The organism is Endozoicomonas sp. 4G (assembly GCF_023822025.1).
Classification (GTDB): Bacteria; Pseudomonadota; Gammaproteobacteria; order Pseudomonadales; family Endozoicomonadaceae; genus Endozoicomonas_A.
In genome coordinates this window covers 414,036-440,093 of record NZ_CP082909.1, presented here as the reverse complement: position 1 = coordinate 440,093, position 26,058 = coordinate 414,036, and the positions used below count along the sequence as shown (strand labels likewise).

Below are 26,058 nucleotides of genomic sequence, written 5' to 3'. Positions count from 1 at the left end.
ACAATTAGCAGCACTGAAGCCAAATTCAATGCAACGATGATCTACTTCCTTACCTGATCCGTAACGAAGTTATAACGTAAAAACCTGAATTGGGATGATATTTTCACTATGAATCGAACACTGGTCTGGTTCAGAAGCGATCTGAGAGTGAGAGACAATCCTGCGCTGTACCATTGTGCAGACAAAAATGAGGTAGTCGCTGTCTATTGCCTGTGTCCGGGGCAATGGCAGGAGCACAATGACAGCCCGAACAAGCTCTGGTTCTGGATGCAGAACCTTAAACAACTGGAACACTCGCTCAACCGTCTCAATATTCCACTGGTGGTCATCCAACCTGACCGATTTGAACACTGTGCCCAACAACTGTTACAGCTGGCCCGAACGTTCCAATGCTCTGGCATCAGCTTCAATAACGAACATGGCCTTAATGAAGAAAACAGGGATAACGCTGTAGCAGAAGCATTTACCGGGCAACAACTGAGATGCCAGCGCTTTTCTGACCAGACCTTGATCCCCCCCGGTCAATTGTTGAATGGCAGCGGTGAGTATTTCAAAGTCTTTACGCCGTTTAAAAAAGCACTCTATCGAACCCTTAACCGGCAACAGATTCAGCCACTGCCAGCCCCTGAAAAACAACATCCTCTAACGCTGCCTGACGTTCAACCCGTCAACTATCAGAATCTGTTTACACCATGTGAAGGTCTTCAGGGGCTTTGGCCTGCCGGTGAAGAAGAAGCGGCAAACCGGCTCAAGGCTTTTATTGAGTTTCACGGGGAAGGTTACAAAACGTTTCGGGATTTTCCGGGTATGGAGGCCACCAGCACCCTCTCTCCCTACCTGGTATCAGGAGCAGTCTCCCTCAGACAATGTTTTTCTGCAGCACTGCAAGCCAACAACGGCGAAATGGATTCAGGAAGCGATGGCCTGCAATGCTGGATGAGTGAATTAATCTGGCGGGAGTTTTACAAACATATTTTGCATGGGTTTCCCAGACTCTCCAGAGGCAGGGCATTTGTCAAGGAGACCGAACACCTGCCCTGGAATGACGATAACAAGGCATTTGTTGCCTGGTGCCAGGGTGAGACCGGCTTGCCACTGGTGGATGCCGCCATGAAACAGTTGGTGAATACCGGCTGGATGCACAACCGCCTGAGAATGGTCACCGCCATGTTCCTGAGCAAAAACCTGATGATTGACTGGCGTCTTGGGGAAGCCTTCTTTATGCAGCACCTGATCGACGGTGATTTGTCCGCCAACAACGGTGGCTGGCAATGGTCTGCCAGTACTGGCACTGATGCGGCCCCCTATTTCAGGATGTTTAACCCTGTCAGTCAGTCTGAGAAATTTGATTCTGAAGGACAGTTTATTCGCCACTGGCTACCTCAGCTGAATGGACTCAGCAATAAAGAGATTCACGCCCCCTGGCAACACAATATTTATGAGATCAACTACCCGGCACCGATGGTCGACCTTAAAGCATCCAGAGAAAAAGTACTCGCTGCTTTCAAGGCTTTAAAGCAACCGTAATCAAAGGGTTTGCTCTAAAATCAGTTACAGTGAGAACAGAGTGATAAAAAAGGACGTGTTAAATGGCTATTGTCTCAATTCCAGAACCTGAAAAAGATATCAAACTCGGCATCAGCGCCTGCCTGATGGGCCAGAAAGTTCGATACGACGGTGGGCACAAACGCTCATCATTTTGCATGAACACCCTGAGCCAGTACTTCCACTTCGAGTCTGTCTGTCCCGAAGTAGCCATTGGCCTGGGCACTCCCAGAGAGCCTATCCGTCTGGTTGGGGATATCCAACAGGTTCGGGTTGTGGGTACAGATCATCCAGACGTGGACGTTACCGACCAGCTCACTGATTATGGCTACCAGAAAGCCAGGGAATTAACCGAGATCAGTGGCTATATCCTGATGCAAAAATCCCCCAGCTGCGGTATGGAGCGGGTCAAGGTCTACCATGAAAACGGCTGCCCTTCCGGCGTCAGTGCAGCCGGTGCTTATGCGAAGGCTCTGATGGCAGCAAAACCTTTACTGCCGGTGGAGGAAGAAGGCCGACTCCATGATCCCGTTTTAAGAGAAAATTTCTTCACCCGGGTGTACGCCTACCACCGCTGGCACAACGAAGTGCTGAACAATCCCAGCCATGCCGCTTTGGTTCATTTTCACTCGACCCACAAATATATGATCATGGCTCATAACCCCAGTGATTATTCGGCCCTGGGCAGGCTGGTTGCCAAAGCCGGCAAGATGGAACTGGAACCTTTGCTGACCCAATATTTCGAAGAGTTTATGAACACCCTGAAAAAAAGGGCTAACCGCAAGTCCCACACCAATACCATGCTGCACATTATGGGATACGTGAAAAAGACCGTGGACACCACAGAACGGAACCAGTTTCTCAAACTGGTCGAGGAGTACCGTCAGGGGATCCTGCCGTTAGTGGTGCCAATGACCATGCTGCGCCATTTTATTGAAAACCATGGCAATGATTACATTCAGGAACAAACCTATTTGCATCCTCACCCTGATCAATTAGGGCTCAGGAATCAGATTTGAATTTATTTGACTGCATCTCATTTGAGAGACACAATGAATAGAAACCACTTAAAAGGATATTCGTCATGGCTCATACATCAATGCTGCACGTTCGCGTGGATGACACCTTAAAAAAAGAAGCCACTGAAAAGCTGGCCAACTTCGGCTTAACCCTATCTGATGCAGTTCGGATCCTGTTAACCCGGATAACCAAAGAAGGTGGCTTGCCCGTCGGCCTCACCAGTGATCCTGAAGCACACGATGCCTGGTTCCGGGAGCGGGTTAAAGAAGCCCTGAACTCTGAAGAGGTTTTGCCTCATAGCCAGGTTATGGATGACGTCCAGGCCTTGATCGAAAGGAAAAAACGACGTGCATAAACTGGAGTGGTTAAGCCTTGCTCGTAACGACCTCTTGGCCATTGTCGATTACATTTCCGATGATAATCCAAAGGCGGCTCTCCGACTAAAAGATGACATTCAGGCCAAAGCTGAAAAGCTTATGGATTTTCCCAAAATAGGTAAGGTAGGCCGGATTGAAGGAACAAGGGAATTAGTGGCCTTTGGAAACTACATTATTGTCTACAGGGAAAGTGGCACCATTATTCGGATACTTCGCATTTTACACGCTGCACAGCAGTGGCCATCTTCTAAATAAACACCTCAAACTACCTCTTCATATCAGAAAAAGGAACTTTTCCAGCTCCCTTTACTCTACTTGTTAGCCCAAGCAAGTGACTAATAAAGCAGAAGTAAAAGGAGTTTCGAATGCGAGTTTTTGCCCTGATATGGATTTTATTGCTGATAAATGCAGCAGCTTTCTCTTCAGAATCAGAACCCCCCTCTTATCCTGAGCCAGTGTTACACCAGGCTCATGGGATGCTGCATAACTCCCAGTGGCTGGTGATGCCTCTTATGAGCGGTATTGCTGGGGGCATTGCTGCCAGCAATTCAGCTGGTCATACGCCTTATAGCGTGAGTGCAGGCGTTATTTCCGGTGTCGGCCTATCCAGTCTGGACCTTCTCTACAATCACCTCAATACCTCGGCCTCCTATTATATGAGTGCCGGTGTTATGGGAGCCGCTACCATGAGCAATACTCCCATGCCCAGTTCTATCAATTACCTTTGCGGTTTTATCGGTGGTGCACTGGCTGCTACAGGCCAGTTTAATTTCCTTGAAAAGTACCTTAGCGCACCGGCAAAGGGGGCCATCAACGGCGCCATCCTGGGAGGAATGCCGGGAGCCGCTGCGGGAGCCGCTCTCGGTGCTGTCGATGAAGTGATGGCAGCCTGTAATTTAACGGGTACTGAGCCCTTATCCACAACACTATCCGCTGTCACCCAGCTAAAAATAATGACGCCCTTTTTCTCATCGGCTGCAAGCCGCCTGCCCATGATTGGCAGCTCTTACAGTTCTGCGGTGTCTCAACTCAATGTGCCTTATTTAATCGAAAGTGCCGGCATCGTCTGGAGTGGAACCTGTCTGTTCACCTCTCTTTCAGAAGATGAGCGCTCCCTTTCTTACCTGTGTATCACGCTGAAACCCTCTGGTCGGGCGAATGACAAAAGTAATTTGGAAGTCGTTGCTGAAATGGATTATATCCTGAACAACATTATGGATCGCCAGACCATCCAGAGACTCTCACACATGCAGGCGCTTGCCATAGCTGGCTCCCAACTGATGAGTTCCAGACTGGCCAAAATGCACTCTTCCCGGTTCCAGACTATCCAGGAAAGTCTGTCAAACTTTAATCCGAGGCTCGGTCTACAACCAGAAGAGGCTCTATCCAGTTATATGGGCGCCGGCCTGTCATTGGGTTATTTCTGCCTGCCTTACATGGGACAATGGCTAATGGATTCGGTGATAAACAGCTACTACAGAATTCTGATGATGCAAGCTGCACAGGATGAACTGGAGAAGCTCTTTTTCGATGACCAGAACTTTATCAGACTGAACATGGATAAAAATCTCGACACCCTGATTGCCGGAATGGATGTCAGTATCCACAACGTCGTCAATGGCGGTAGCGTACTCAAGCGTTCGCTGGCCCGCGCTTATATCGGTGGTTTTTATGATCTCTCTTTTATTATCAAAAGCGGCGCTGCCGATATGCTGGTGTTTATGGATATCTACAGCAAAACCACTGAGTCCATCACCCTGAGCCTTAACAAGGGAAGCCTGGATCTGGAAAGAGAGAGACTTTCTCTGAGCACTGAACTCGACTTGCTAAAAAAAGACTTCACCACCAATGCCCGAACCATTGGCAGCGGTGCCAAAAAGGATTTTATGGTCGAAAAGTATTCCCAGCTGCTGCTGGCACTTCGAAAGACAGAGGCCAGCCAGTCTCAAGCAGGACTGATTGCAGGTAGCTGGTACAGAGGAAAAGGCCTTGCCGACTTTCTTGCCAAAAGTCTTTTCATTGCCAAAAAGATGAGCACCGGAGAAGTCGCATACGATGATTATCAGGCCCTCCTTTTCGCCTCTGACAGTGTTTCCGATGCCTACTCATGGCACGCTAATAACGTCGATACCCTGCTGAGCTTCAGGCAAGCGGTCTATAGCATTTACTCTCTGGGAACAGAAATATACAACCCCCCGAAGGCATTGTCGAAACAGCCTGACTATCAGGCACAAAAAGGGAATGAGATCGCCATCCATCTGGAAGCCTTCTCCATGGGACACCCAAAAGGTGTGCTGATGACCGATCAGGCATTGACCATTCCCAGAGGCTATTATGCAGTTTCCGGTGCTTCTGGCAGTGGCAAGAGCAGCCTGCTTTCAAAGATCAGAAGAGAAGCCGGCAACGGTATCTGGGCAACCGGTAATGTGACCTACACCACGGCCAATGGCGAGTTGCCTGAAGTCTTCCACGCCGAACAGCTGACCTACCTGCCACCCAGCACCACCCTGAGAGAACTTGTCACGTTACGATTAGAAAAAGGCTCAGACAATCAGCCTCCAGCTTCACAACATCCACTACACCCAAAACACAGAGCCGACCTGACAGACCAGGAACTGATCGACCTGTTAAAGGAGATCGATTTCTGCCCTGAAAAGCAATGGCATCTTCTGAAAGAACAGCTCCGCGACGAACGTAACTGGAAAGACCAACTCAGTGGCGGCCAGATTAAAAAACTGGCACTGCTCTCGATGATTAACCGGCGTCCTGAAGTAGCCATACTGGATGAAATTTTCGCCGGGATGGATCCGGCTTCCGTGCAACGGACACAGGAAATGTTAAAAAAATATCTGCCTGACAGCCTGCTGCTGATCGTCGACCACAATGCCGCCCAGAATAACTACCATGGATTTTATTCAGGCAGAGTTCACTTGGAAGACAGCCAAGTCAGTCTCAGGAAAATGGAAAACGAATAACTCAAGAGGAGCCTGATATGCCTGATATGCCTAAAATAGAGAGTGGCTCCAACAATGAAGGTTTACTCCCAGTACCTGCCACTCAAGCTCAATTAGAAACACCAACCGGTAGTGGTTGGGGTAGAACTATCTCGGTGCCTGACAGCCAAGAATCCTTGTTAATCGGTTTGCCCATCGAAATACAAGAGCACATTATTAGCTTTTTAAAGTTTAGGGATGTTGCCTGTTTACAGCAGGTATGTACCCACTTTCGGCAGACCATTGAAGATAACCATGAGCTTGCAAAGGCGTGGTATCGCCAATTTACTTCACCACTGCAATATCGACTTAAATGGGCTCTTCCTACAAAAGATGTGAAACAACTCACTAAATGGCTGCAGCTATTTACGAAGGATAAACAGTTAATTACGTCACTCATGGAACACCAGGAGAAAGATTATTTTCCTGCTTTGTTCTATTTCACCCAAGCCAGGCTGATGTCTGAATGTGAAAAATTTGAAGTAGATACAAAAGCCGCCATTGTCCATGGTCACCGGATCAAGTCTGTCAGTACCGTCCTCAATGGTCTCTATATAGCGGTTGCCGGTACTCACATGGCAAGAATCTATGCCCGACAGTTCAATGAATTACAGTCTGAATTCAGATGGGTAGAAAAAACCAAAATTTTCCATAATTTTGTCAAAGACGTCCGCTTTAGTAACGATGCACGCTGTCTGGTGACCATTTCCTTGGACTATACGGGGAAAATCTGTCGTCAGAAGGACGATGGATCCTGGCAAGAAGAGTTCACCATTAGCCACGCAAGTAAGATCAACTCAGCCGCCATCAGCCCCAATAACCAATATCTGGTGACTGCCTGTTTGGACGGAACGGCGAAAATCCTGACTCTGAAGGACGATGGATTATGGGAAGAAAAAGACCTCATCTCCCTGGATAGACCGATCGAATCAGCCGAATTTAGCTACGATAGCCAACGTCTGATCCTTGCCTGTTACGATAACACAGCGAAAATCTATCGTCTGAAGAATGGATTATGGGAACCAGAAGTGAACATTACTCATGATAATCCTGTGCTGTTAGCCTTCTTCAGCGACGATAACCGTCATGTGGTGACCATCGACAAAGAACAAAAGTTAAAACTTCACGGCCTCGCGGATAATGGGCTGTGGCAAGAAAAAGAGCTTGCTTTCAATGATAGTCGAGTCAAATCAGTCCTCTTCAGTCTCGATTGTCACCGTCTGCTGATCACCAGAAGGGACTGCACGGTAACCATCTATGGTGAGGAAGAAGATGGATCATGGAAGCATGAAATTACTATTTCCCATGACGACCCAATCATATCAGCTGCCCTCAGCCTCGATGAACGCTGTGTGTTGACCGTCAGTGAAGATGGCACTGTGATGTTCCATAGTCTGAAGCTTGGATCCTGGCATAAAACGGCTGTCATTTCCGATGGTAAAGAGGTTGTCACGGCCATGTTCAGCCCTGCTGATAGCCGCCACGTATTAATCTGCGAAGATAAAACGTTAAAAATCTATGGCCAGCAAACGGATGGAACCTGGGAACCAAAAGCGATCATTTCTCACGATACCCCGATCTGGTTCACCACATTCAGCTACGATGGCCACTATGTGACAGTCATATGTAGAGATAACACGATGTTCATTTATGAATTACGGGGACATAATCGGTTGATTGCTGACACTGAGGGACAGAAATAATGACGCCCTTTTTCTCATCGGCTTCAAGCCGCCTGCCCATGATTTCAGGTCGCTCTAAAGTAAGTGGAAAATAAATAACTCAGGAGAAGCCTGATATGCCTAATATGCCTAAAATAGAGAGCAACCCCAACAATGAAGGTTTACTCTCAGTGTCTGCCAATCAAGTTCAATTAGAAACACCAACCGGTAGTGGCTGGGGTAGAACCATCTCGGTGCCTGACAGCCAAGAATCCTTGTTAATCGGTTTGCCCATCGAACTACAAGTGCACATTTTTAGCTTTTTAAAGCATAGGGATATTGTCCGTTTACAGCAGGTATGTACCCACTTTCACCAGATCATTGAAAATAACCATGAGCTTGCAAAGGCATGGTATCGCCAATTTACTTCACCACAGCAATATCGACTTAAGAGGGCTCTTCCTACAAAAGATGTGAAACAACTCACTCAATGGCTGCAGCTATTTACCAATGATCAACAGTTAATTACGTCACTCGTGGAACACCGGGAGAAAGATTTTTTTCCTGCTTTGTTCTATTTCACGCAAACCAGACTGATGTCTGAATGTGAAAAATTTGAAGTGGATACAAAAGCTATCATTGTCCATGATCACGAGATCATGTCTGTCAGAACCATCCTCAATGGTCTCTATATAGTGGTTTCCGGTCAGGATAACATGGCAAGAATCTATGTCCGCCAGTTCAATGAATCACAGTCTGAATTCAGCTGGGTAGAAAAAAACAAAATTTCCCATAATAAATGTGTCGAAAAAGTCCGCTTTAGTAACGATGCACGTCGTCTAGTGACCCATTCCTTTGACTATACGGGGAAAATCTGTCGTGAGATGAACGATGGATCCTGGCAAAAAGAATTCACCATTAGCCACAAAAATGCAATCAGAACAATCGCCTTCTGCCCCAATAACCAATATCTGGTGACTGCCAGCTGGGATGGAACGGCGAAAATCCTGACTCTGAAGGACGATGAATTATGGGAAGAAAAAGACCTCATCTCCCTGGATAGATCGATCGAATCAGCCGAATTTAGCTACGATGGCCAACGTCTGGTCATTGCCTGTCGCGATAACACAGCGAAAATCTACGGTCTGAAAAATGGCTCATGGGAACCAGAAATGAACATTACTCATGATAGTCCGGTCCTGTCAGCCTTCTTCAGCTGCGATAACCGTCATTTGGTGACCATCAGCAATAATAAAAAGTTAAAACTTCACGGCCTGATGGATAATGGGCTGTGGCAAGAAAAAGAGCTTGCTTTCAATGATGGTCAGTTCAAATCAGTCATATTTAGTCGCGATGGCCACCGTCTGCTGATCACCAGTGAGGAAAACAATGGATCATTGGATACCGGCTCCGGTGACGAAGTGAGTTTTAAAGTAACCATCTATGGTGAGGAAGACGATGGATCATGGGAGCATGAAATTACCATTTTTCATGACGCCCAAATCGTATCAGCTGCCCTCACCCACGATGGACGCTATGCGTTAACCGCCAGTGCAGATGGCAAGGCAAAAATCCTGTGCCGGGACGATAATGGATCATGGAGGGTTGGAGTCATCATTCGCCATAATCGCAAGATCACGTCGGCCGGCTTTAGCTTTGATAGCCGCCATGTGGTAACCGCCAGTTCAGATGGCACTGCGATGATCTATAGTCTGAGGCTTGGATCCTGGGATAAAACGGCTGTCATTTCCCATGATGGAGAGGTTTTCACAGCCCTATTCAGGCTTGATAGCCGCCACGTATTTACCGCCAGTAAAAAAACGTTAAAAATCCATAGTCTGCAAACGGATGGGAAATGGGATCAAAAAGCGATCATTTCCCACGATACTCCGATCCATTACGTCAACTACAGTGGCCACTATGTGATAGTCAAATGTGGTGATAAGAAGGTGTTTGTTTATGAACTACGGGGGACTAATCAATTGATTGCTGATGACACTGAGTGACAGAACTCGACAGGCCTTGTTATCACGATTGCCGGAGACTGGCTTGAGAGAGACAACAGGTAGAAACCACTTAAAAGGATATTCGTCATTGCTCATACATCAATGCTGCACGTTCGTGTGGATGACACCTTAAAAAAAGAAGCCACTGAAAAGCTGGCAAACTTCGGCTTAACCCTGTCTGATGCAGTTCGGATCCTGTTAACCCGGATAACCAAAGAAGGTGGCTTGCCCGTCGGCCTCACCTGTGATCCTGAAGCACACGATGCCTGGTTCCGGGAGCGGGTTAAAGAAGCCCTGAACTCTGAAGAGGTTTTGCCACATAATCAGGTTATGGATGACGTTCAGGCCTTGATCGACAGGAAAAAACGACGTGCATAAGCTGGAGTGGATATCAAAAAAAGGAACTTTTCCAGCTCCCTTTACTCTACTTATTAGACCACGAAAGCTGCTCATGATTTCAGGTCACTCTACAGGAAGTGGAAAATAAATAACTCAGGAGGAGCCTGATATGCCTAAAATAAAGAGCAGCTGCAACAATGAAGGTTTACTCTCAGAGCCTTCCACTCAAGCTCAATTAGAAACACCCACCGGTAGTGGTTGGGGTAGAACTATCTCCGTACCTGACAGGCAAGAATCTTTGTTAATCGGTTTGCCCATCGAGCTACAAGTGCACATTATTAGCTTTTTAAAGCATAGGGATGTTGTCCGTTTACAGCAGGTATGTACCCACTTTCACAAGATCATTGAAGATAACCATGAGCTTGCAAAGGCATGGTATCGCCAATTTACCTCACCACACCAATATCGACTTAAGAGGGCTCTTCCTACAAAAGATGTGAAACAACTCACTCAATGGCTGCAGCTATTTACCAATGATAAACAGTTCATTACGTCACTCATGGAACACCGGGAGAAAACTTATTTTCCTGCTTTGTTCTATTTCACCCAAACCAGGCTGATGTCTGAATGTGAAAAATTTGAAGTGGATACAAAAGCCACCATTATCCATGATCACGGGATCATGTCTGTCAAAACCCTCCTCAATGGTCTCTATATAGCGGTTTCCGGTCAGGATAACATGGCAAGAATCTATGTCCGCCAGTTCAATGAATCACAGTCTGAATTCAGCTGGGTAGAAAAAAACAAAATTTCCCATAATAAATGTGTCGAAAAAGTCCGCTTTAGTAACGATGCACGTCGTCTAGTGACCCATTCCTTTGACTATACGGGGAAAATCTGTCGTGAGATGAACGATGGATCCTGGCAAAAAGAATTCACCATTAGCCACAAAAATGCAATCAGAACAATCGCCTTCTGCCCCAATAACCAATATCTGGTGACTGCCAGCTGGGATGGAACGGCGAAAATCCTGACTCTGAAGGACGATGAATTATGGGAAGAAAAAGACCTCATCTCCCTGGATAGATCGATCGAATCAGCCGAATTTAGCTACGATGGCCAACGTCTGGTCATTGCCTGTCGCGATAACACAGCGAAAATCTACGGTCTGAAGAATGGCTTATGGGAACCAGAAATGAACATTACTCATGATAGTCCGGTCCTGTCAGCCTTCTTCAGCTGCGATAACCGTCATGTGGTGACCATCAGCAAGAATGAAAAGTTAAAACTTCACGGCCTGATGGATAATGGGCTGTGGCAAGAAAAAGAGCTTGCTTTCAATGATGATCAGGTCAAATCAGCCATCTTCAGTCGCGATGGCCACCGCCTGCTGATCACCAGTGAGGAGCGCACGGAAACAATCTACGATGAGGAAGACGATGGATGGTGGGATAACGGCTTCGGTGAACAAGTGAGTTTTAAGGTAACCATTTATGGTGAGAAAGACGATGGATCATGGGAGCATGAAATTACCATTTCCCATGACGACCAAATCATATCAGCTGCCCTCAGCCGCGATGGACGCTATGCGTTAACCGCCAGCACAGACGGCAAGGCAAAAATTTTGTGCCGGGACGATAATGGATCATGGGTGGTTGAAGCCATCGTTCGCCATAATCGCGGGATCAAGTCGGCCATCTTTAGCTACGATAGCCGCCATGTGGTAACCACCAGTTCAGATGGCACTGTGATGATCTATAGTCTGAAGCTTGGATCCTGGCATAAAACGGCTGTCATTTCCCATGATAAAGAGATTTTCACAGCCATATTCAGGGCTGATAGCCGCCTCGTATTGACCGCCTGTAAAAAAACGTTAAAAATCCATGGTCTGCAAATGGATGGGAAATGGGACCAAAAAGCGATCATTTCCCACGATGCCACGATCGATTACGTCAGCCACAGTGGCCACTATGTGATAGTCGCATGTAGTGATAACAAGGTGTTTGTTTATGAACTACGGGGGACTAATCGATTGATTGCTGACACTGAGTGAAAGCACTCGACAGGCCTTGTTATCACGATTGCCGGAGACTGGCTATTGTCTCAAAGCGACTTTATTCGCTATCATTTCTCGCTATGAAATCACTCTCATCAGTCACTCTCTGGTCAAGGCTGAAAGTTTGCTTTTCAGTCACCATCACTTTCGACACCATGCTTTTTTTGCAGAACAGGGCGACCACTGACCAGAAAGGTCAACAGGCTCTGTTGTCAGAGGCAGCTATAGCGGTAGAAAAATAGTTTAAAGAACCATCAACAATGAAACACAGACAGTGCAAAGTATTTTTCCCGATGAGCAGCCTTGAGCGAAAGCAGCCTTGAGCGAAAGCAGCCTTGAGCGAAAGCAGCCTTGAGCGAAAGCAGCCTTGAGCGAAAGCAGCCTTGAGCGAAAGCAGCCTTGAGCGAAAGCAGCCTTGAGCGAAAGCAGCCTTGAGCCAAATAAATCATCGAATACCCGTTTCAGACCAAGGACTTTTTTCCATGAACATCCTTAAACTGCTTGAAGACAGAGTCATCAAAGCACTGATCGCCGCCGGAGCCCCGAACGATACCCCGCCAATGGTTCGCCAGAGTGCACGGGCCAACTTCGGTGATTACCAGTGCAATGCCGTAATGGCCGCCGCAAAGAAAATGGGACTCAAGCCCAGAGACCTGGCTCAGAAAGTGGCAGAAAACCTGGATCTGGAAGGTATTGCTGAAAACACGGAAATTGCCGGCCCCGGTTTTATTAATATCTACCTCAGGCCAGAATGGCTGGCCGCCAGACTGAAAGAAGCAGTAAAAGACGATCGTTCCGGAGTCGCTGCTGTCAACAGTCCGGAAACCGTAATTGTCGATTACTCTGCGCCTAATGTCGCCAAAGAAATGCACATTGGCCACATTCGCTCCACCATTATTGGTGATGCTACCGCTCGCACTCTGGAGTTTCTGGGCCACAAGGTCATTCGCCAGAATCACCTGGGCGACTGGGGAACTCAGTTCGGTATGCTGATTGCTCATCTTGAAGAGCTGGAGCGGGACAGTCAGGAAGCCCAGGCCATGGAGCTTTCGGATATGGAAACCTTCTACAAGGCAGCTAAAAAACGTTTTGATGACGACGCAGAGTTTGCCACAAAAGCCCGTCAGTACGTCGTCGAATTACAGTCTGGCGACGAGCACTGCCTGAAACTCTGGAAAAAACTGGTTGATATTACTTTGTCTCACAACCAGGAAGTCTACGAGCGACTGAATGTTTCCCTGGCACCATCGGACGTGATGGGTGAAAGCGCCTACAACGACAGTCTGCCATCCATCATTAATGAACTGGACCACAAAGACCTGTTAAGTGAAGACCAGGGTGCCAAAGTGGTCTTCCTGGATGAATTCAAGAATAAAGACGGTGACCCAATGGGCGTCATCGTCGAAAAGTCTGGCGGCGGTTTCCTTTACTCCACCACCGATCTGGCAGCACTGCGTTACCGGACTCACACCCTGAATGCGGACCGGGTTCTTTACTATGTGGATGCTCGCCAGGGACAACACTTTGAGCAGATTTTCACCATTGCCCGCAAAGCAGGCTTTGTTAATCAAGACACCCGCACCGAACACCACGCCTTCGGCATGATGCTGGGTAAGGATGGCAAACCGTTCAAGACCCGTGCCGGTACCACCATCAAACTGGTGGATCTGCTGGACGAAGCTGAAGAACGTGCCGCCCGACTGATGGCCAGCAAAGCCTCTGATCTCAGCGAAGAACAGAAGGTTAAAGTCATCAAAGCCGTGGCCATGGGCTCGGTAAAATACGCGGATCTGTCCAAAAATCGCACCAGCGATTATGTTTTCGACTGGGACACTATGCTGGCGTTTGAGGGCAACACTGCGCCTTACCTGCTCTACGCCTACACCCGTGTCAAGAGCATCTTCCGCAAGGCCGGAGTGGCTGAATCCGACCTGACGGGTGACATTCTGGTGGTCGAGCCTGCTGAAAGAGACCTGGCCCTGAAGCTCAACCGCTTCAGCGAAACCATTGACCAGGCTGCCCGGGAAGGAACGCCTCATGTCCTGTGCAGCTACCTTTACGACTTGTCTGGTGCCTTCATGAGCTTTTATGAGAACTGCCCGGTTAACAAGGAAGGGGTCGGTGAATCGGTTAAAAACAGTCGCCTGCAACTCTGCGCCCTGACGGCTCATATCCTCAAGACAGGCCTTGGCCTGCTTGGTATCGAAACGGTTGAACAGATGTAATTCTGTTTAACCCGGAAAATGCCGACGTTAATGTCGGCATTTTCTATGGTAACTTTCTATGGCAACTTTCTATGGTAAGAAGGCATCCGCCGAAGCCTCGGCCCAATAGTTGCTGTACCCGAAGATGTATTCCCCCTCCAACAAAGCCCCTGTTGCCAAAGCCGGGTAGAGGGTGGCGTAAGAACCCTCTGTCTGATCCGCCAGACGACGGAAGATGTGCCTCGCACTGAGTTGATCGGGGCTTTCCAGCCCCATCGCACCGACAATATCCAGAAAACTGGCTATCGTCGCCCGGTGGTAGTTTGCCACCCTGATCTGTTTTTCAGCAATATTGACGGCTTTGCCTCTGACCGGATCCTGGGTGGTCACCCCGGTTGGACAGCAATTGGTATTGCACTTCAATGCCTGGATGCACCCCACAGCAAACATCATGGCCCTGGCTGAGTTACAAAGGTCAGCACCCAACGCGATCTTGGTCACCATATCAAAACCCGATGCCACCTTGCCGCTGGCAATAATCTTTACTTTATCTCTCAGACCTGCGCCCACCAGACTGTTGTGCACAAACACCAGAGCCTCATTCAGCGGCATTCCCAAACGGTCGGTGTATTCCACCGGAGCGGCCCCTGTGCCTCCCTCGGCGCCATCAACCGTAATAAAATCCGGAGCCAGGCCGGTTGCCAGCATCGCTTTACAGATCCCCATAAATTCCACTCTGTTGCCCAGGCAGAGCTTAAAGCCCACCGGTTTATTGGCCATATTCCTGAGACGGTCAATCAACAAAATCAGCTCTTTGGGCGTTGAAAAAGCCGAATGCGCAGGTGGCGAAATGACGGCTACGCCTACGGGAACACCTCTGGCCTGGGCAATTTCTTCCGTCACTTTAACGGCAGGTAAAACACCGCCGTGGGAGGGTTTGGCGCCCTGGGATAATTTAACTTCAACCATTTTCACCGCTTCATGCTTTACTTTTTCAGCAAAAAGCTTTTCATCGAAGCCACCTTCCGGTGTTCGACAACCAAAGTAACCCGTGCCAATCTGCCAGACCAGATCCCCACCCTCTGCCAGATGGTGTCGGCTTAACCCGCCTTCTCCCGTGTTGTGAGCAAAACCGCCCCTGCGGGCGCCGGCATTCATGGCCTTAATGGCATTGGCACTCAGGGCACCAAAGCTCATGGCAGAAATATTCAGCCTGGATGCCAGATAAGGCTGTGAGCAGGAATGTTCACCGATCAGTACTTTTCCGTGGCTGGCATCCACGGCTTTGGGTGTCAGGGAATGATTGGCCCGATGGTAGCCACAGTCGGTCAGCTCAAACTGGGTGCCAAAAGGTTGGGTATCAGACACGCCTTTGGCCCTTGAGTACACCATGTTCCGGATTTCACGATTAAACGGTTTGCCGCTTTGATTGGACTCGATAAAGTATTGATGAATCTCAGGGCTGATAAACTCAAGCGCGTAGCGCATATGACCAATGACAGGATAATTTTTCAGAACGTTATGATTGGTGCAGGTCAGATCAAGAATCCCGATCAAGGTATAAGGCAACAGAAAAACAAACAGCCAGAGTACCCCGGGCCAGAAAAACGACAGAAGTAATGTAATCAGCGTTCCGCCAATGGCAATCCAGAAAAACAACTTACGTGCCATTTCTCCACCTTTTTCAGCGCGATCCACTGGAGTGTTGTTGAAAAAACGGGCTTTGGCAAATTCGTTATGGCCTGGTTTGCCATGTGATATCTATTTTACGATGTTGTGCTACACAGTCTCTAAGATAGAGGTTGATAAGACTTTGATAGGGTACACCCGTCTCTTCAGCCATTTTTTTGAAATATTCAATGACATCTTCACCAAGACGCATTGTGACTGATTTTTTCAGTTTTGAAGCGTAAGGGTTTCGACGGGATTTCATTTTTGACAAATCATATTCGTCTTTCATGACAAGATTCCTTCGTAATATCTGCGCTCATTATGTGTTGCTTTCCGTGCTGAGATAATTCGGATTGATTGACCATCATCTCTCTCGCAGTGACAAACCAGTAAAACACGGGATTCTTGACTCAAGCCAACCATCAAAAATCTATCTTCAGCTTCTGAATTTTCCTCGTCATAAAACTGAACAGCATATTCATCATAAAATACGCTCTTTGCCTCCTCAAAGGAGACCCCATGTTTTCTTTGGTTAGATCGGCTTTTAACCTGATCCCATTCAAACTTTATCATACATACATAGTATGTACACAGTATGATCTGTCAAGTTTGTAGTGAGCTAAAAAGCATAGTTAGCGGGTGTAGTATGCTCTCCCGACGAACGAGTTGCGATGTTTCTGTAAAAGTTGGAAATTCACTTATACACTTGACACCACATTTAGATACATCCACAGTAAGCCTCACACTTTGCTACAGGTGTGCATCACAAAGAGGTTACGAGAATGACTAATGTAAATACTGAAGCGAGAAAGATTATAGAAAAGGTTCGTGAAGAGTTCGGCTATACCTTTGAAGAAATGGCTGAACTGTGCGGCGTCGCAACTGGTAGCTTGCAACGCTGGTACTCAACGGGACGAGCAAAAGCTAATAAGATCCAAGCACTTGAGAATCTCATCTCGAATACCAGGTTGCCCGAACAAAAGGTAGCTGAGAACCTTATCGAAATTTACTGGCATGTAAAACGACCTATAACAATTTCCTACAATCAGCTACGTGATATCTCTGGAAGAAATAGACTTTCTGAATCAGTCATTGAAAATATTTCCGAAGAACTTTATGAACACGGTTTTACCCTTATTGAAGATAAAGATGACGATGGACGTGTTGTGTATTCCATCGTGAGGAAAAAGTGGTTATCTAAGAAAATGACAACGGTAAATGAATCAATTTTGAAGGATTACCATAAAAAGAGGGTTGAGCTTGAGCTCATGGAAGAAGAGTTCTAACAAAGCTCAACGCAAATTAAAAGCTTGATGTTTAGCCCAAGCACCTAACGCCTGCTTCTGCCGTTTTTCCATCGAATGACACACCTCAGACTTCGAGATTGAAAGTAACCGGCCCATCATTCAACAGGGAGACTTTCATATCAGCGCCAAAACGTCCTGTTGCCACCTTGTGATGCAGAGCGCGGGCACGCTCAACAAAATAGTCGTATATTTTCTCACCCTGTTCAGGAGAAGCCCCGGAACTGAAACCGGGACGCAGTCCCTTACGAGTGTCGGCGACCAGTGTGAACTGTGAGACCACCAGCAACCCACCGCCGGTATCTGCCAAACCCAGGTTCATTTTTCCGTCCTGATCGCTGAAAACCCGATATTTGAGCACTTTGTCCAGCAACTTATTCGCTTTTGCCTGATCATCGTCTTTTTCTACGCCCAGGAAGAGTAAAAGACCTTCTTCGATCTCACCTACGGTTTCACCGTTCACTTTGACGTGGGCGAACTGGACTCGCTGGATTAATCCACGCATGGGTTATCCTACTCTGGAAGTCTGTACATGGTGTCGCCCCGGCTTTAAAGGCCAGGGCTCAGAAGAAAATCAATCGACCCCGGAATTATCCGAATTTAATCGCCAACTTGTCCGTTGCAATCACCAGTGCATCGACAATACCTGGCTCGGAAGAAGCATGACCCGCCTCCCTGATCACCTGCAGCTCTGCTTGTGTCCAGTGATCTGCCAATACCTGGGCATTATCCAGGGGACAGATCATATCGTAACGACCATGGACAATGATGCCGGGAATCTGATCAATGTATTTCATATCCCGAATAATCTGGTGAGGTTCAATAAAGCTGTCATTCATAAAGTAATGGGTTTCGATCCGGGAAATGGCCTTGGCGCTGTGGGGCTCACTGCAAAACTCTTCAACATCAGGGCAGGGTTTCAAGGTGCTGATCCGCCCCTCCCATAATGCCCAGTGTTTAGCCGCATTCATCTGCGCCAGTTCATCGTCACCGGTCAGGCGACGGTAATACGCTTTGAGCATATTACCGCGCTCACTTTCCGGAATAATTTCTTCAAAATGCTTCCAGTGGTCCGGAAACACTCTGCCAGCCCCCTGCTCGGTATAAAGCCAGTCAAAGTCCTTCTGACGAGACAGGAAAATCCCCCTGAGCACCATGGCCATAACCCTTTTCGGATGAGCCTGGGCGTAGAGCAAAGAAAGGGTAGAACCCCAGGAGCCGCCGAACAGCATCCATTTTTCAATACCCAAATGCTCCCTGATCTGCTCCATATCAGCGATCAGGTTCTGGGTAGTATTCTCTTTCAACTCGGCATGGGGAAGTGACCGACCACAGCCACGCTGGTCAAAAAGGATGATTCTGTATTTTTCGGGATCAAAGAACCGGCGCGCTTTTTCCGAAATACCTAATCCAGGTCCGCCATGGACAAACAACACAGGAATACCGTCAGGACTCCCGCATTCTTCCACATAAACCTGATGAACAGTATCCACAGTCAGTTTGAAGACAGAGTATGGCTTGATAGCCGGGTAAAGCGTGCGCATGTTCCTTCCTTCAGAAGTCACTGAATCAAGCGAAAGTCAGTCAGCTGAACAGACAGAGCGTCTGATTCACCTGCTGCCGGAACACTCTACAATACTCTTAAAAACCGAGGTTTTCCAAGCATTGTCATGGGTTTGAGGAACTTTCACGTATTTGAGCTATCTGAGTTACATAGCTAAAAAAAATGGCTAAAAAAAACGATTGAGAAAAAAGGCAGGTAGTGTGCTTGCATAACTCTGAAAACAGCGAGCAATAATTTATGAACAAACCATTTATTCACAGATTTATTGACCCACCGATCATTGCTTTGGTTCTTTCCATAGCAGTGGGTTTATCCCATGCTGCTTCAACGGACGACTTCCCGCAGGCTGATTCTGATGAGCTGAAGAGCTATCTCTCCAGCCACAATTACCAAACACCTGAAAGCTGTCGCCAAAATGCAGATGGGGGAAGTTGCTGGGCTCGCTCCATTATGAGCGTTCTCAGTGAACAGGAACTCAGCCAACTCTGGCAACAGGCAGAAGACCTTGAATACACAGAGGACCAGCCCGTCAATGCGGCGGCTCTGCATATCTATCTTGAAAGTTTCAGCGCAGGGACACCTGAAGGTGCCACACCGGGTGTGCCCATCAACCATCTGAACACTCAACTGGCCATTCTGCTAAAGAAAAAGATTCTGACCATAACGCCATTAGCAGATGGATCGATTGCGACTCAGATCTTCACAGGGTTTGAAGATGGCAGCTATGAAGTTGAAGAAAACATCATTTCACTGTCAGAAGAGCCTGAGGCTCTGTTCACAGCCTTAAGCACAGCGGATATAAGCCTTTTCCTGACACCTGGAGAGAATGAGGCTCCCGGTCATGTGCAGCCAATTGTCTTAAATCTGCAAGCCCATCAGACACCTGTGGAAGCTCTGCTTAAAGACGCTTTGAATCAACCTGTCAGACCGCTTGATATCTTCGCTGGTAGCAGTGCTGATATACCACCTTACTTGTTCTCAGCACTCCAATTTGGAGTCAGAAATGTTCAGAATCCACCCACGGGGCTCAGCTGGGGAAGCAGAGAGCATGCCATGAAAACACTCAGAGAAATAGCTACCGAAAGAAAAAGACTGGCTCGAGGGATCGCTGAGGTGAGAAAAGAAGCCGCTAAAGAATACAACGATGGTTCCCCACTTCGATTTTGCAAACGCTGTGTGGTAGGTGCTTTCAAGTTCGGCATTATCGGTGCAGCGTCCGCAACCTTCTACCAGAACTGGAGACCCATTAAGTATTATTTTCAAAGCACCTGGAAAGAAACTATTGCTCCCAAATTGCCGGTAATCATGAAATTCATAAACTCTCTTCCGAAGAAAGGGCATGAAGCCTGGAAATACCTCTCTCCCAAAGTCTCCAACTTCCTGAAAGATCGTTGGCACAACAGTCAATGGCCTGCCCCTCACCTGGATCACGCTCATTGGCCCAACGAAGGCATAATCCAATCCGGCCAAGGCCAAAGCTTTGCCAATCAAATACTGATGGCTGTCAATGCCATACGTTCCCAGCAGCAAGTCTGTGGCAATACCGTCAAGCCTGCAGTCAGACCTTTGCGCTGGAACTATTCTCTTGAAGCAGCGGCTTTCAAGCACGCAACGGATATGGCCAACGGAGACTTTATGAACCACACAGGCTCCGATGGCAGTAAAGCCCATCAACGCATTGAAGCACAGGGTTATCGCTTGTCAATCTCTAGCGAAAACATTGCCGTAGGCCAACTCTCTATCGACGAAGTACTCAAAAGCTGGATGAGCAGTAAGGGGCATTGTGAAAATATCATGAACCCTAAAGTCACCGAGATGGGAGTCAGCGTTGTAAAAAACCCCTCTGAACAATACAAAACATACTGGGCTCAGGTTTTTGCTTCACCATTAAGACACGCTGACCGGAGACTCCCCGGTCAGTAACGCCATGCCATTATTTGCTGCGGCTGGCACGCTTGCGCTCATGCTCCTTCAGGAACTTTTTGCGTAAACGGACATGGTTAGGCGTAACTTCCACCAGCTCGTCGTCGTCAATAAATTCCAGAGCCTGTTCGAGGGTATGCTGGATAGGCGGGGTGAGCTGAATGTTTTCGTCGGAGCCGGAAGCACGAACGTTGGTCAGCTGTTTACCCTTGGTCGGGTTAACCACCAGGTCATTGTCCCGATTATGCAGGCCAATGATCTGACCTTCATAAACGTCAACGTTCGGGTTCAGGAACAAACGACCACGATCTTGTAAGTTCCAGAGCGCATAGCCCAGCACCTTACCATTCACCATAGAAACCAGAACACCGTTCTTGCGGTGAGACACTTCGCCGTCTTTCACTACACCGTAGTGATCGAAGACATTGGTCAGAATTCCGCTACCGGACGTCATGGTCAGGAACTGGGAACGAAAACCAATCAGACCACGGGCAGGCATAATAAACTCCAGACGAACACGACCTTTGCCGTCTGGTACCATGTTGGTCAGTTCTGCCTTGCGGTGACCCATCTCTTCCATCAGAGAACCCTGATGTTGTTCCTCAACATCCACAACTACCTGTTCATAAGGCTCCTGTAGAACGCCGTCAATTTCTTTGATGACGACCTCTGGACGGGAAACCCCCAGCTCAAAGCCTTCACGACGCATGGTTTCGATCAGAACCGACAGGTGCAGTTCACCACGGCCAGACACCTTGAACTTGTCAGCATCATCACCCTGCTCAACACGCAGCGCTACGTTATGAAGAAGTTCGCGGTCCAGACGCTCCTTGATATTACGGGAGGTCACATACTTACCGTCCTGACCGGCAAAGGGCGAGTCATTCACCTGGAAGGTCATGCTGACGGTTGGTTCATCCACCGTCAGGGCTGGCAGTGCTTCAACATGGTTTGGATCGCACAGGGTGTCCGAAATGTTCAGTTTGTCGATGCCAGTGACGCAAACGATATCGCCAGCACGGGCCTCTTCAACGTCCACACGCTCCAGACCCAGGTGACCCATTACCTTCAGAATCTTGGCATTGCGCTCATTGCCATCGGCACCGATCAGACGAATCGGAGTAGAAGGCTTGAGGACACCACGGGTGATACGACCAATACCGATAACTCCCAGGAAGCTGCTGTAATCCAGGGCAGAGATCTGCATCTGGAAAGGTGCATCCACATCCACCTTGGGAGAAGGGACATTATTGACGATCATTTCAAACAGTGGCGTCATATCCTGCGCCATGTTTTCAGGATCATCACCGGCAATACCGTTCAGTGCAGAAGCGTAAATCACCGGAAAATCCAGCTGCTCTTCAGTGGCACCCAGACGATCAAACAGATCAAACACTTCATCCATAACCCAGTCAGGGCGGGCTCCGGGACGGTCAACCTTGTTGATGACCACGATGGGGCGCAGACCCTGTTCAAACGCTTTCTGGGTAACAAAGCGGGTCTGAGGCATAGGCCCGTCCACCGCATCCACCAGCAGCAGAACCGAATCCACCATGGACATTACCCGTTCCACCTCACCACCGAAGTCGGCGTGTCCGGGCGTGTCAACAATATTAATGTGGTAGTCCTGCCAGTTGATGGCGGTGTTCTTGGCCAGGATGGTAATGCCGCGTTCTTTCTCCTGGTCATTGGAGTCCATGATCCGCTCGGCACCCTGATCTTTTCGACCCAGGGTTCCGGACTGCTGAAGCAGTTTGTCAACCAGGGTGGTTTTACCGTGGTCGACGTGGGCGATGATGGCAATATTGCGTAACTTTTCTATCACTGTATTTCTCTCTTAAAATCTTTCAGATGCGGTGCATCACCGCTTCGACCTTGTCCACACCTACATCCGCCAGCCTGCGTAGGTGGCACAAAATGTCTGATCCTTAATCAGATACTGAACATCCTGCTTATAACGAGCCAGATGGTGCAAATTCCTGAGCCTTAACGCCTCTTTCAGAGGACTCCGGCTAAAGCGCATATCGGCAATGTCTATCAGCCCAAAAGTATCGTCGGGCAATTTCAGAATGTTGCCCATATGCAGGGAGCGAAAATAAATGCCTTTTGCGTGCAGGTGGGCAATATAACGGGCTACCTGTTCTGCCAGAGCCCGGGTTTCATCCTCATTCAGAGCAGGGAAAACCTGCCTGAGGGTCCGACCCGGCAATGGCCGATAGTGGACAGCCGTATTTTTATACCTTTCAAGACGATAGCAGCTAATGATGTCAACCGTTTTAATACCTCGTGCCATGAGTTCAGAGGCATTTCTGGCAAACCGGACAGAGTAAGGCCTCAGCCATGCTGAGCTGATGGTGCTTTTAACCCGAAACAGTTTCAGAAAAGTCTTATCCTTCAGCTTCAGAACCTTGTAGCCAACATGATCCTGTTCTATCACCTCAGCCCCTTCGATCAGGGTCTGGTAAGCCGTGGAAGATAACCGCTGCATACCACTCATGTGCGTTGAATACTCATTATTTCCACCGTAAAAAAGGCGGCCAATGATACCTTAGCCCGGAACATTCATAAAGCGGCTTTGATTCGGATGAAGACTACATTACTGCTTGTGTTCAGTATTCACGCAGGCCTATGCAATGATTAATGTGCAGTGAAGCGCCTTAGGTCTGGTGGTATTTAAAGTTAGCTTTATACTTTCTTTTCTTTAGCGACTATTCGGCCTACAATGTACCTAAATTGGTACAGCTTAATATGAAAATTATCTCAGTTCGATTCTATGCCAATGTTTCCGGGCATGAACCTGTTCGGGAGTGGCTTAGGGAGCTTGATCGAGACGATCGCCGGGTGATAGGTCAGGATGTCAAAACAGTAGAGCTTGGCTGGCCCTTGGGTATGCCTCTGGTCAAAAAAATGGACGTCAGCCTCTGGGAAGTTCGCAGTGATCTGCCAAAAGGCCGGATCGCCCGAATGCTGTTTACGGTAGCCGGGTCTGAGATGGTGTTACTTCATGGTTTTATTAAGAAGTCCAGGAAAATCTCGTCTGGAGACTTAAATCTGGCAAAATCGCGCCTTAAAGATGTATTCAGGAAACAAGGAGGAGTGTCATGAACAACCCCCACATAGGCAGTAGCTTTGATGACTTTTTAGCAGAAGATGGTCTACTGCCCGAGAGTCAGGCTGAAGCAATGAAGCGAGTGATTGCCTGGCAAATAAGTGAGTATCTAAAATCCGAAGGAGTAAATAAATCAGCCTTTGCACGGTTGCTGGGCACCAGCCGTTCCCAGCTGGACAGACTGCTTGATCCGGCTAACACCAGTTTAAACCTGAAAACCCTGTCTAACGCCGCGGAGGCGATGGGCAAGAAGCTGGAGTTGAAACTGGTTTGATATTTTTTTGCAGGCAAAACTCACTTTACTCTGCTGCGGCATCTAAAAACGTCATCTTAAAGTAAAAACCATGATTTTAAGGACAGTATCCATTGAGCCCGCAGCCAGATTCATCCAAAATAAGGTCCCTCATTTTTAACTGATTACAGTGATCATGTCAGAACCAGCCAAGGCGGGAAGCCTGCAGATCTACCTGCGCCTTCTCAGCTATGTGAAGCCCTACTCGGGCTTTTTTGCCGTCAGTTTACTGGGCTATGTCATGTTTGCGCTCAGCCAGCCAGCCTTTGCCCGCTTGCTGGAATATTTTGTTGAAGCACTTGAAGGCAGCTTCGTCACTATTAATAAGGACCTTGGGAGTATTCTTCCTGCTTCCATCATGACTTCGGTGATCCTGATTCCCCTCGTCATGCTATCTATTGCCATTTTCAGGGGAATAGGCTCCTTCCTGGGTAACTACTTCCTGGCCAAAGTCTCCTTATCGGTTGTCCACGACCTGCGCTGCCTGATGTTTAACCGAATGATTCAGCTGCCCAACAACTACTTTGACAACAATAACTCCGGCCACCTGATTGCCAGAATCACTTACAACGTGGGTATGGTAACCACGGCAGCCACCGATGCCGTCAAGGTGGTTGTACGGGAAGGCCTGACCGTTATCTTCCTGTTCGGGTATCTGATCCTGACCAACTGGAAGCTCACCCTGATCTTCATCGGTGTCGCTCCCGTCATTGCCTTAGTGGTCAGCACCGCCAGCAAACGCTTCCGTAGACTGAGTTCCAAGATCCAGATGTCCATGGGGGACCTGACCCACGCCAGCTCCGAATCCATCAATGGCTACCGGGTAGTCAGGGGCTTTGGTGGTGAAAACTATGAAACCACCCGCTTCTTTAACGCCAGTCATCGCAACACCCGTCAGGGGCTGAAAATGGTCAAGGCTTCGGCTGTCCATACGCCTGTTTTGCAGTTTCTGGTGAATTGCGCCCTCGCCGTCCTGTTTTTCCTGGTGCTCTGGTTAAAAGGGGATGCCACCACCGCCTCGCTGGTGAGTTTTGTCACTGCCGCGGCATTGCTGCCCAAGCCTATTCGTCAGCTGAGCGAAGTGAATGCCAATATCCAGAAGGGTATTGCCGCCGCAGAAAGCATTTTTGAAATGGCTGACCAGCCCTGTGAACCGGATAATGGCACCTTTGAGAAGGAAAGGGTTGAAGGCAAGCTGGAGTTTCGCAACCTGATGTTCAAATATCAGAATGCCGACAAACCCGCCCTGAACCATATTAACTTCACGGTTAATCCAGGTGAGACGATTGCCCTGGTAGGTCGCTCCGGATCAGGCAAAACCACACTGGCCAACCTGGTTCCCCGCTTTTATTCCCACGGGCAGGGTCAAATCCTGCTGGATGATACGCCTATTGATGAATACAGCCTGAAAAACCTCCGCAGTCATATTGCCCTGGTGGACCAGAATGTCACCCTGTTTAATGATACGGTAGCGCGCAACATTGCCTACGGTGACCTGCGTGACAAAGATGATGCAGACATTCATCTGGCTGCCGAAGCCGCCCATGCCAATGAATTTATCAAGAATATGGCCCAGGGCATGAATACGCTGGTCGGTGAAGATGGCGTACTGCTCTCCGGTGGTCAGCGTCAGCGTCTGGCCATCGCCCGGGCCATTCTGAAGGATGCTCCGATTCTGATTCTGGACGAAGCAACCTCGGCCCTGGATACTGAATCCGAGCGCCATATTCAGGCGGCACTGGATGAAGTGATGAAAAATCGCACAACACTGGTCATTGCCCACCGACTCTCCACCATTGAGAATGCCGACCGTATCATTGTGATGGAGAAAGGCGAAATTGTAGAGAGCGGCACCCATACCGAACTGCTGACCAAAAAAGGTCATTATGCGAAACTGCACCAAATGCAGTTTCAGGAAGAGCAGGAAGATGCCGTAGAAGTGACGCCTCTGGAGTCTTCCCAATCGGTAAAAAACTGAACTCTTTGAAAAAGCT

The 26,058-nt window shown here is 48.3% G+C and carries 23 protein-coding genes; 16 read left to right on the top strand and 7 right to left on the bottom strand.

All coding sequences use genetic code 11. From position 1 onward, the window contains the following. The first annotated feature begins 108 nt into the window (after positions 1 to 108). The 11 genes from phrB to argS all read left to right on the top strand — a co-directional run bounded on the left by phrB (position 109) and on the right by argS (position 14,222). On the top strand, positions 109 to 1,527 hold the full coding sequence (phrB, locus tag K7B67_RS02120; protein ID WP_252178722.1) for a deoxyribodipyrimidine photo-lyase: 1,419 nt from the start codon (positions 109 to 111) through the stop codon (positions 1,525 to 1,527). A 62-nt stretch (positions 1,528 to 1,589) separates the two neighbouring features. Beyond that, the gene (locus K7B67_RS02115; protein ID WP_252178721.1) at positions 1,590 to 2,564 is read left to right on the top strand and encodes a DUF523 and DUF1722 domain-containing protein; all 975 of its coding nucleotides are present in this window, start codon (positions 1,590 to 1,592) and stop codon (positions 2,562 to 2,564) included. Between the two features lie 65 nt (positions 2,565 to 2,629). Continuing rightward, a complete protein-coding gene (locus K7B67_RS02110) occupies positions 2,630 to 2,920 on the top strand; it encodes a type II toxin-antitoxin system RelB/DinJ family antitoxin (protein WP_252178720.1) in 291 nt (96 codons plus the stop codon). After that, positions 2,913 to 3,197: a type II toxin-antitoxin system RelE/ParE family toxin gene (locus tag K7B67_RS02105; RefSeq protein ID WP_252178719.1), complete on the top strand. Its 285-nt coding sequence runs from the start codon at positions 2,913 to 2,915 to the stop codon at positions 3,195 to 3,197. The genes K7B67_RS02110 and K7B67_RS02105 overlap by 8 nt, the downstream gene beginning before the upstream one ends. 110 nt (positions 3,198 to 3,307) lie before the next feature. Beyond that, complete coding sequence (locus tag K7B67_RS02100; RefSeq protein ID WP_252178718.1) at positions 3,308 to 5,917, top strand: ATP-binding cassette domain-containing protein; 2,610 nt, start codon at positions 3,308 to 3,310, stop codon at positions 5,915 to 5,917. Between the two features lie 17 nt (positions 5,918 to 5,934). Continuing rightward, positions 5,935 to 7,638, top strand: a complete 1,704-nt coding sequence (locus K7B67_RS02095) for an F-box/WD repeat-containing protein (protein WP_252178717.1) — start codon at positions 5,935 to 5,937, stop codon at positions 7,636 to 7,638. Positions 7,639 to 7,733: 95 nt separating this feature from the next. Then, entirely contained in the window at positions 7,734 to 9,602 is a 1,869-nt protein-coding gene (locus K7B67_RS02090) for an F-box/WD40 repeat-containing protein (RefSeq protein WP_252178716.1), read from the top strand. A gap of 102 nt (positions 9,603 to 9,704) precedes the next feature. Beyond that, positions 9,705 to 9,980, top strand: a complete 276-nt coding sequence (locus tag K7B67_RS02085) for a type II toxin-antitoxin system RelB/DinJ family antitoxin (protein ID WP_252178715.1) — start codon at positions 9,705 to 9,707, stop codon at positions 9,978 to 9,980. 130 nt (positions 9,981 to 10,110) lie between these two features. Next, entirely contained in the window at positions 10,111 to 11,994 is a 1,884-nt protein-coding gene (locus K7B67_RS02080; protein ID WP_252178714.1) for an F-box-like domain-containing protein, read from the top strand. Positions 11,995 to 12,077: 83 nt separating this feature from the next. Further along, positions 12,078 to 12,239, top strand: coding sequence for a hypothetical protein (locus tag K7B67_RS02075; RefSeq protein WP_252178713.1), 162 nt, complete (start codon positions 12,078 to 12,080; stop codon positions 12,237 to 12,239). Between the two features lie 240 nt (positions 12,240 to 12,479). Then, positions 12,480 to 14,222, top strand: a complete 1,743-nt coding sequence (argS, locus tag K7B67_RS02070; RefSeq protein ID WP_252178712.1) for an arginine--tRNA ligase — start codon at positions 12,480 to 12,482, stop codon at positions 14,220 to 14,222. Positions 14,223 to 14,291: 69 nt separating this feature from the next. Here argS and K7B67_RS02065 read toward each other — a convergent pair whose 3' ends face one another. The 3 genes from K7B67_RS02065 to K7B67_RS02055 form a co-directional block, all read right to left on the bottom strand. Then, a complete protein-coding gene (locus K7B67_RS02065; protein ID WP_252178711.1) occupies positions 14,292 to 15,872 on the bottom strand; it encodes an FMN-binding glutamate synthase family protein in 1,581 nt (526 codons plus the stop codon). A gap of 64 nt (positions 15,873 to 15,936) precedes the next feature. Then, positions 15,937 to 16,161: a BrnA antitoxin family protein gene (locus K7B67_RS02060; protein WP_252178710.1), complete on the bottom strand. Its 225-nt coding sequence runs from the start codon at positions 16,159 to 16,161 to the stop codon at positions 15,937 to 15,939. Beyond that, positions 16,158 to 16,445, bottom strand: coding sequence for a BrnT family toxin (locus tag K7B67_RS02055; RefSeq protein WP_252178709.1), 288 nt, complete (start codon positions 16,443 to 16,445; stop codon positions 16,158 to 16,160). Before K7B67_RS02055 ends, K7B67_RS02060 begins: the two co-directional genes overlap by 4 nt. 209 nt (positions 16,446 to 16,654) lie before the next feature. On the opposite strand from K7B67_RS02055, the gene K7B67_RS02050 reads away from it, so the two are divergent. Next, positions 16,655 to 17,158 (top strand): hypothetical protein, encoded by a 504-nt coding sequence (locus K7B67_RS02050; RefSeq protein ID WP_252178708.1) that lies wholly within the window; start codon positions 16,655 to 16,657, stop codon positions 17,156 to 17,158. An 85-nt stretch (positions 17,159 to 17,243) separates the two neighbouring features. On the opposite strand, the gene dtd is transcribed toward K7B67_RS02050, so the two are convergent. Next, positions 17,244 to 17,681 carry a D-aminoacyl-tRNA deacylase gene (gene dtd, locus K7B67_RS02045; RefSeq protein ID WP_252178707.1) on the bottom strand — a complete coding sequence of 146 codons (438 nt, stop codon included), beginning with the start codon at positions 17,679 to 17,681 and terminating at the stop codon, positions 17,244 to 17,246. 85 nt (positions 17,682 to 17,766) lie between these two features. Then, the gene (pip, locus tag K7B67_RS02040) at positions 17,767 to 18,720 is read right to left on the bottom strand and encodes a prolyl aminopeptidase (protein ID WP_252178706.1); all 954 of its coding nucleotides are present in this window, start codon (positions 18,718 to 18,720) and stop codon (positions 17,767 to 17,769) included. Positions 18,721 to 18,977: 257 nt separating this feature from the next. On the opposite strand from pip, the gene K7B67_RS02035 reads away from it, so the two are divergent. After that, complete coding sequence (locus K7B67_RS02035; RefSeq protein WP_252178705.1) at positions 18,978 to 20,663, top strand: CAP domain-containing protein; 1,686 nt, start codon at positions 18,978 to 18,980, stop codon at positions 20,661 to 20,663. A gap of 10 nt (positions 20,664 to 20,673) precedes the next feature. On the opposite strand, the gene typA is transcribed toward K7B67_RS02035, so the two are convergent. Both typA and K7B67_RS02025 read right to left on the bottom strand, forming a co-directional pair. Beyond that, positions 20,674 to 22,488: a translational GTPase TypA gene (typA, locus tag K7B67_RS02030; protein ID WP_252178704.1), complete on the bottom strand. Its 1,815-nt coding sequence runs from the start codon at positions 22,486 to 22,488 to the stop codon at positions 20,674 to 20,676. 60 nt (positions 22,489 to 22,548) lie between these two features. Further along, positions 22,549 to 23,160 carry a lipopolysaccharide kinase InaA family protein gene (locus K7B67_RS02025; protein ID WP_252178703.1) on the bottom strand — a complete coding sequence of 204 codons (612 nt, stop codon included), beginning with the start codon at positions 23,158 to 23,160 and terminating at the stop codon, positions 22,549 to 22,551. A gap of 251 nt (positions 23,161 to 23,411) precedes the next feature. Here K7B67_RS02025 and K7B67_RS02020 point away from each other — a divergent pair, with 251 nt between their 5' ends. From K7B67_RS02020 to msbA, 3 genes are all read left to right on the top strand, one after another. Then, positions 23,412 to 23,768 carry a type II toxin-antitoxin system RelE/ParE family toxin gene (locus K7B67_RS02020; protein ID WP_252178702.1) on the top strand — a complete coding sequence of 119 codons (357 nt, stop codon included), beginning with the start codon at positions 23,412 to 23,414 and terminating at the stop codon, positions 23,766 to 23,768. Beyond that, positions 23,765 to 24,046 carry a helix-turn-helix domain-containing protein gene (locus K7B67_RS02015; protein WP_252178701.1) on the top strand — a complete coding sequence of 94 codons (282 nt, stop codon included), beginning with the start codon at positions 23,765 to 23,767 and terminating at the stop codon, positions 24,044 to 24,046. Before K7B67_RS02020 ends, K7B67_RS02015 begins: the two co-directional genes overlap by 4 nt. A 154-nt stretch (positions 24,047 to 24,200) precedes the next feature. Continuing rightward, a complete protein-coding gene (gene msbA / locus K7B67_RS02010) occupies positions 24,201 to 26,042 on the top strand; it encodes a lipid A export permease/ATP-binding protein MsbA (protein WP_252178700.1) in 1,842 nt (613 codons plus the stop codon). Positions 26,043 to 26,058: the final 16 nt, after the last annotated feature.

Coding starts and splice junctions, on each gene's coding strand:
- K7B67_RS02015 (WP_252178701.1), top strand. CDS start 23,765: ATGAACAACCCCCACATAGGCAGTAGCTTTGATGACTTTTTAGCAGAA.
- K7B67_RS02085 (WP_252178715.1), top strand. CDS start 9,705: ATGCTGCACGTTCGTGTGGATGACACCTTAAAAAAAGAAGCCACTGAA.
- K7B67_RS02050 (WP_252178708.1), top strand. CDS start 16,655: ATGACTAATGTAAATACTGAAGCGAGAAAGATTATAGAAAAGGTTCGT.
- dtd (WP_252178707.1), bottom strand. CDS start 17,681: ATGCGTGGATTAATCCAGCGAGTCCAGTTCGCCCACGTCAAAGTGAAC.
- K7B67_RS02080 (WP_252178714.1), top strand. CDS start 10,111: ATGCCTAAAATAAAGAGCAGCTGCAACAATGAAGGTTTACTCTCAGAG.
- K7B67_RS02090 (WP_252178716.1), top strand. CDS start 7,734: ATGCCTAATATGCCTAAAATAGAGAGCAACCCCAACAATGAAGGTTTA.
- K7B67_RS02020 (WP_252178702.1), top strand. CDS start 23,412: ATGAAAATTATCTCAGTTCGATTCTATGCCAATGTTTCCGGGCATGAA.
- K7B67_RS02075 (WP_252178713.1), top strand. CDS start 12,078: ATGAAATCACTCTCATCAGTCACTCTCTGGTCAAGGCTGAAAGTTTGC.
- K7B67_RS02055 (WP_252178709.1), bottom strand. CDS start 16,445: ATGATAAAGTTTGAATGGGATCAGGTTAAAAGCCGATCTAACCAAAGA.
- K7B67_RS02060 (WP_252178710.1), bottom strand. CDS start 16,161: ATGAAAGACGAATATGATTTGTCAAAAATGAAATCCCGTCGAAACCCT.
- phrB (WP_252178722.1), top strand. CDS start 109: ATGAATCGAACACTGGTCTGGTTCAGAAGCGATCTGAGAGTGAGAGAC.
- argS (WP_252178712.1), top strand. CDS start 12,480: ATGAACATCCTTAAACTGCTTGAAGACAGAGTCATCAAAGCACTGATC.
- K7B67_RS02095 (WP_252178717.1), top strand. CDS start 5,935: ATGCCTGATATGCCTAAAATAGAGAGTGGCTCCAACAATGAAGGTTTA.
- pip (WP_252178706.1), bottom strand. CDS start 18,720: ATGCGCACGCTTTACCCGGCTATCAAGCCATACTCTGTCTTCAAACTG.
- K7B67_RS02100 (WP_252178718.1), top strand. CDS start 3,308: ATGCGAGTTTTTGCCCTGATATGGATTTTATTGCTGATAAATGCAGCA.
- K7B67_RS02065 (WP_252178711.1), bottom strand. CDS start 15,872: ATGGCACGTAAGTTGTTTTTCTGGATTGCCATTGGCGGAACGCTGATT.
- K7B67_RS02115 (WP_252178721.1), top strand. CDS start 1,590: ATGGCTATTGTCTCAATTCCAGAACCTGAAAAAGATATCAAACTCGGC.
- msbA (WP_252178700.1), top strand. CDS start 24,201: ATGTCAGAACCAGCCAAGGCGGGAAGCCTGCAGATCTACCTGCGCCTT.
- K7B67_RS02035 (WP_252178705.1), top strand. CDS start 18,978: ATGAACAAACCATTTATTCACAGATTTATTGACCCACCGATCATTGCT.
- K7B67_RS02110 (WP_252178720.1), top strand. CDS start 2,630: ATGGCTCATACATCAATGCTGCACGTTCGCGTGGATGACACCTTAAAA.
- K7B67_RS02025 (WP_252178703.1), bottom strand. CDS start 23,160: ATGAGTGGTATGCAGCGGTTATCTTCCACGGCTTACCAGACCCTGATC.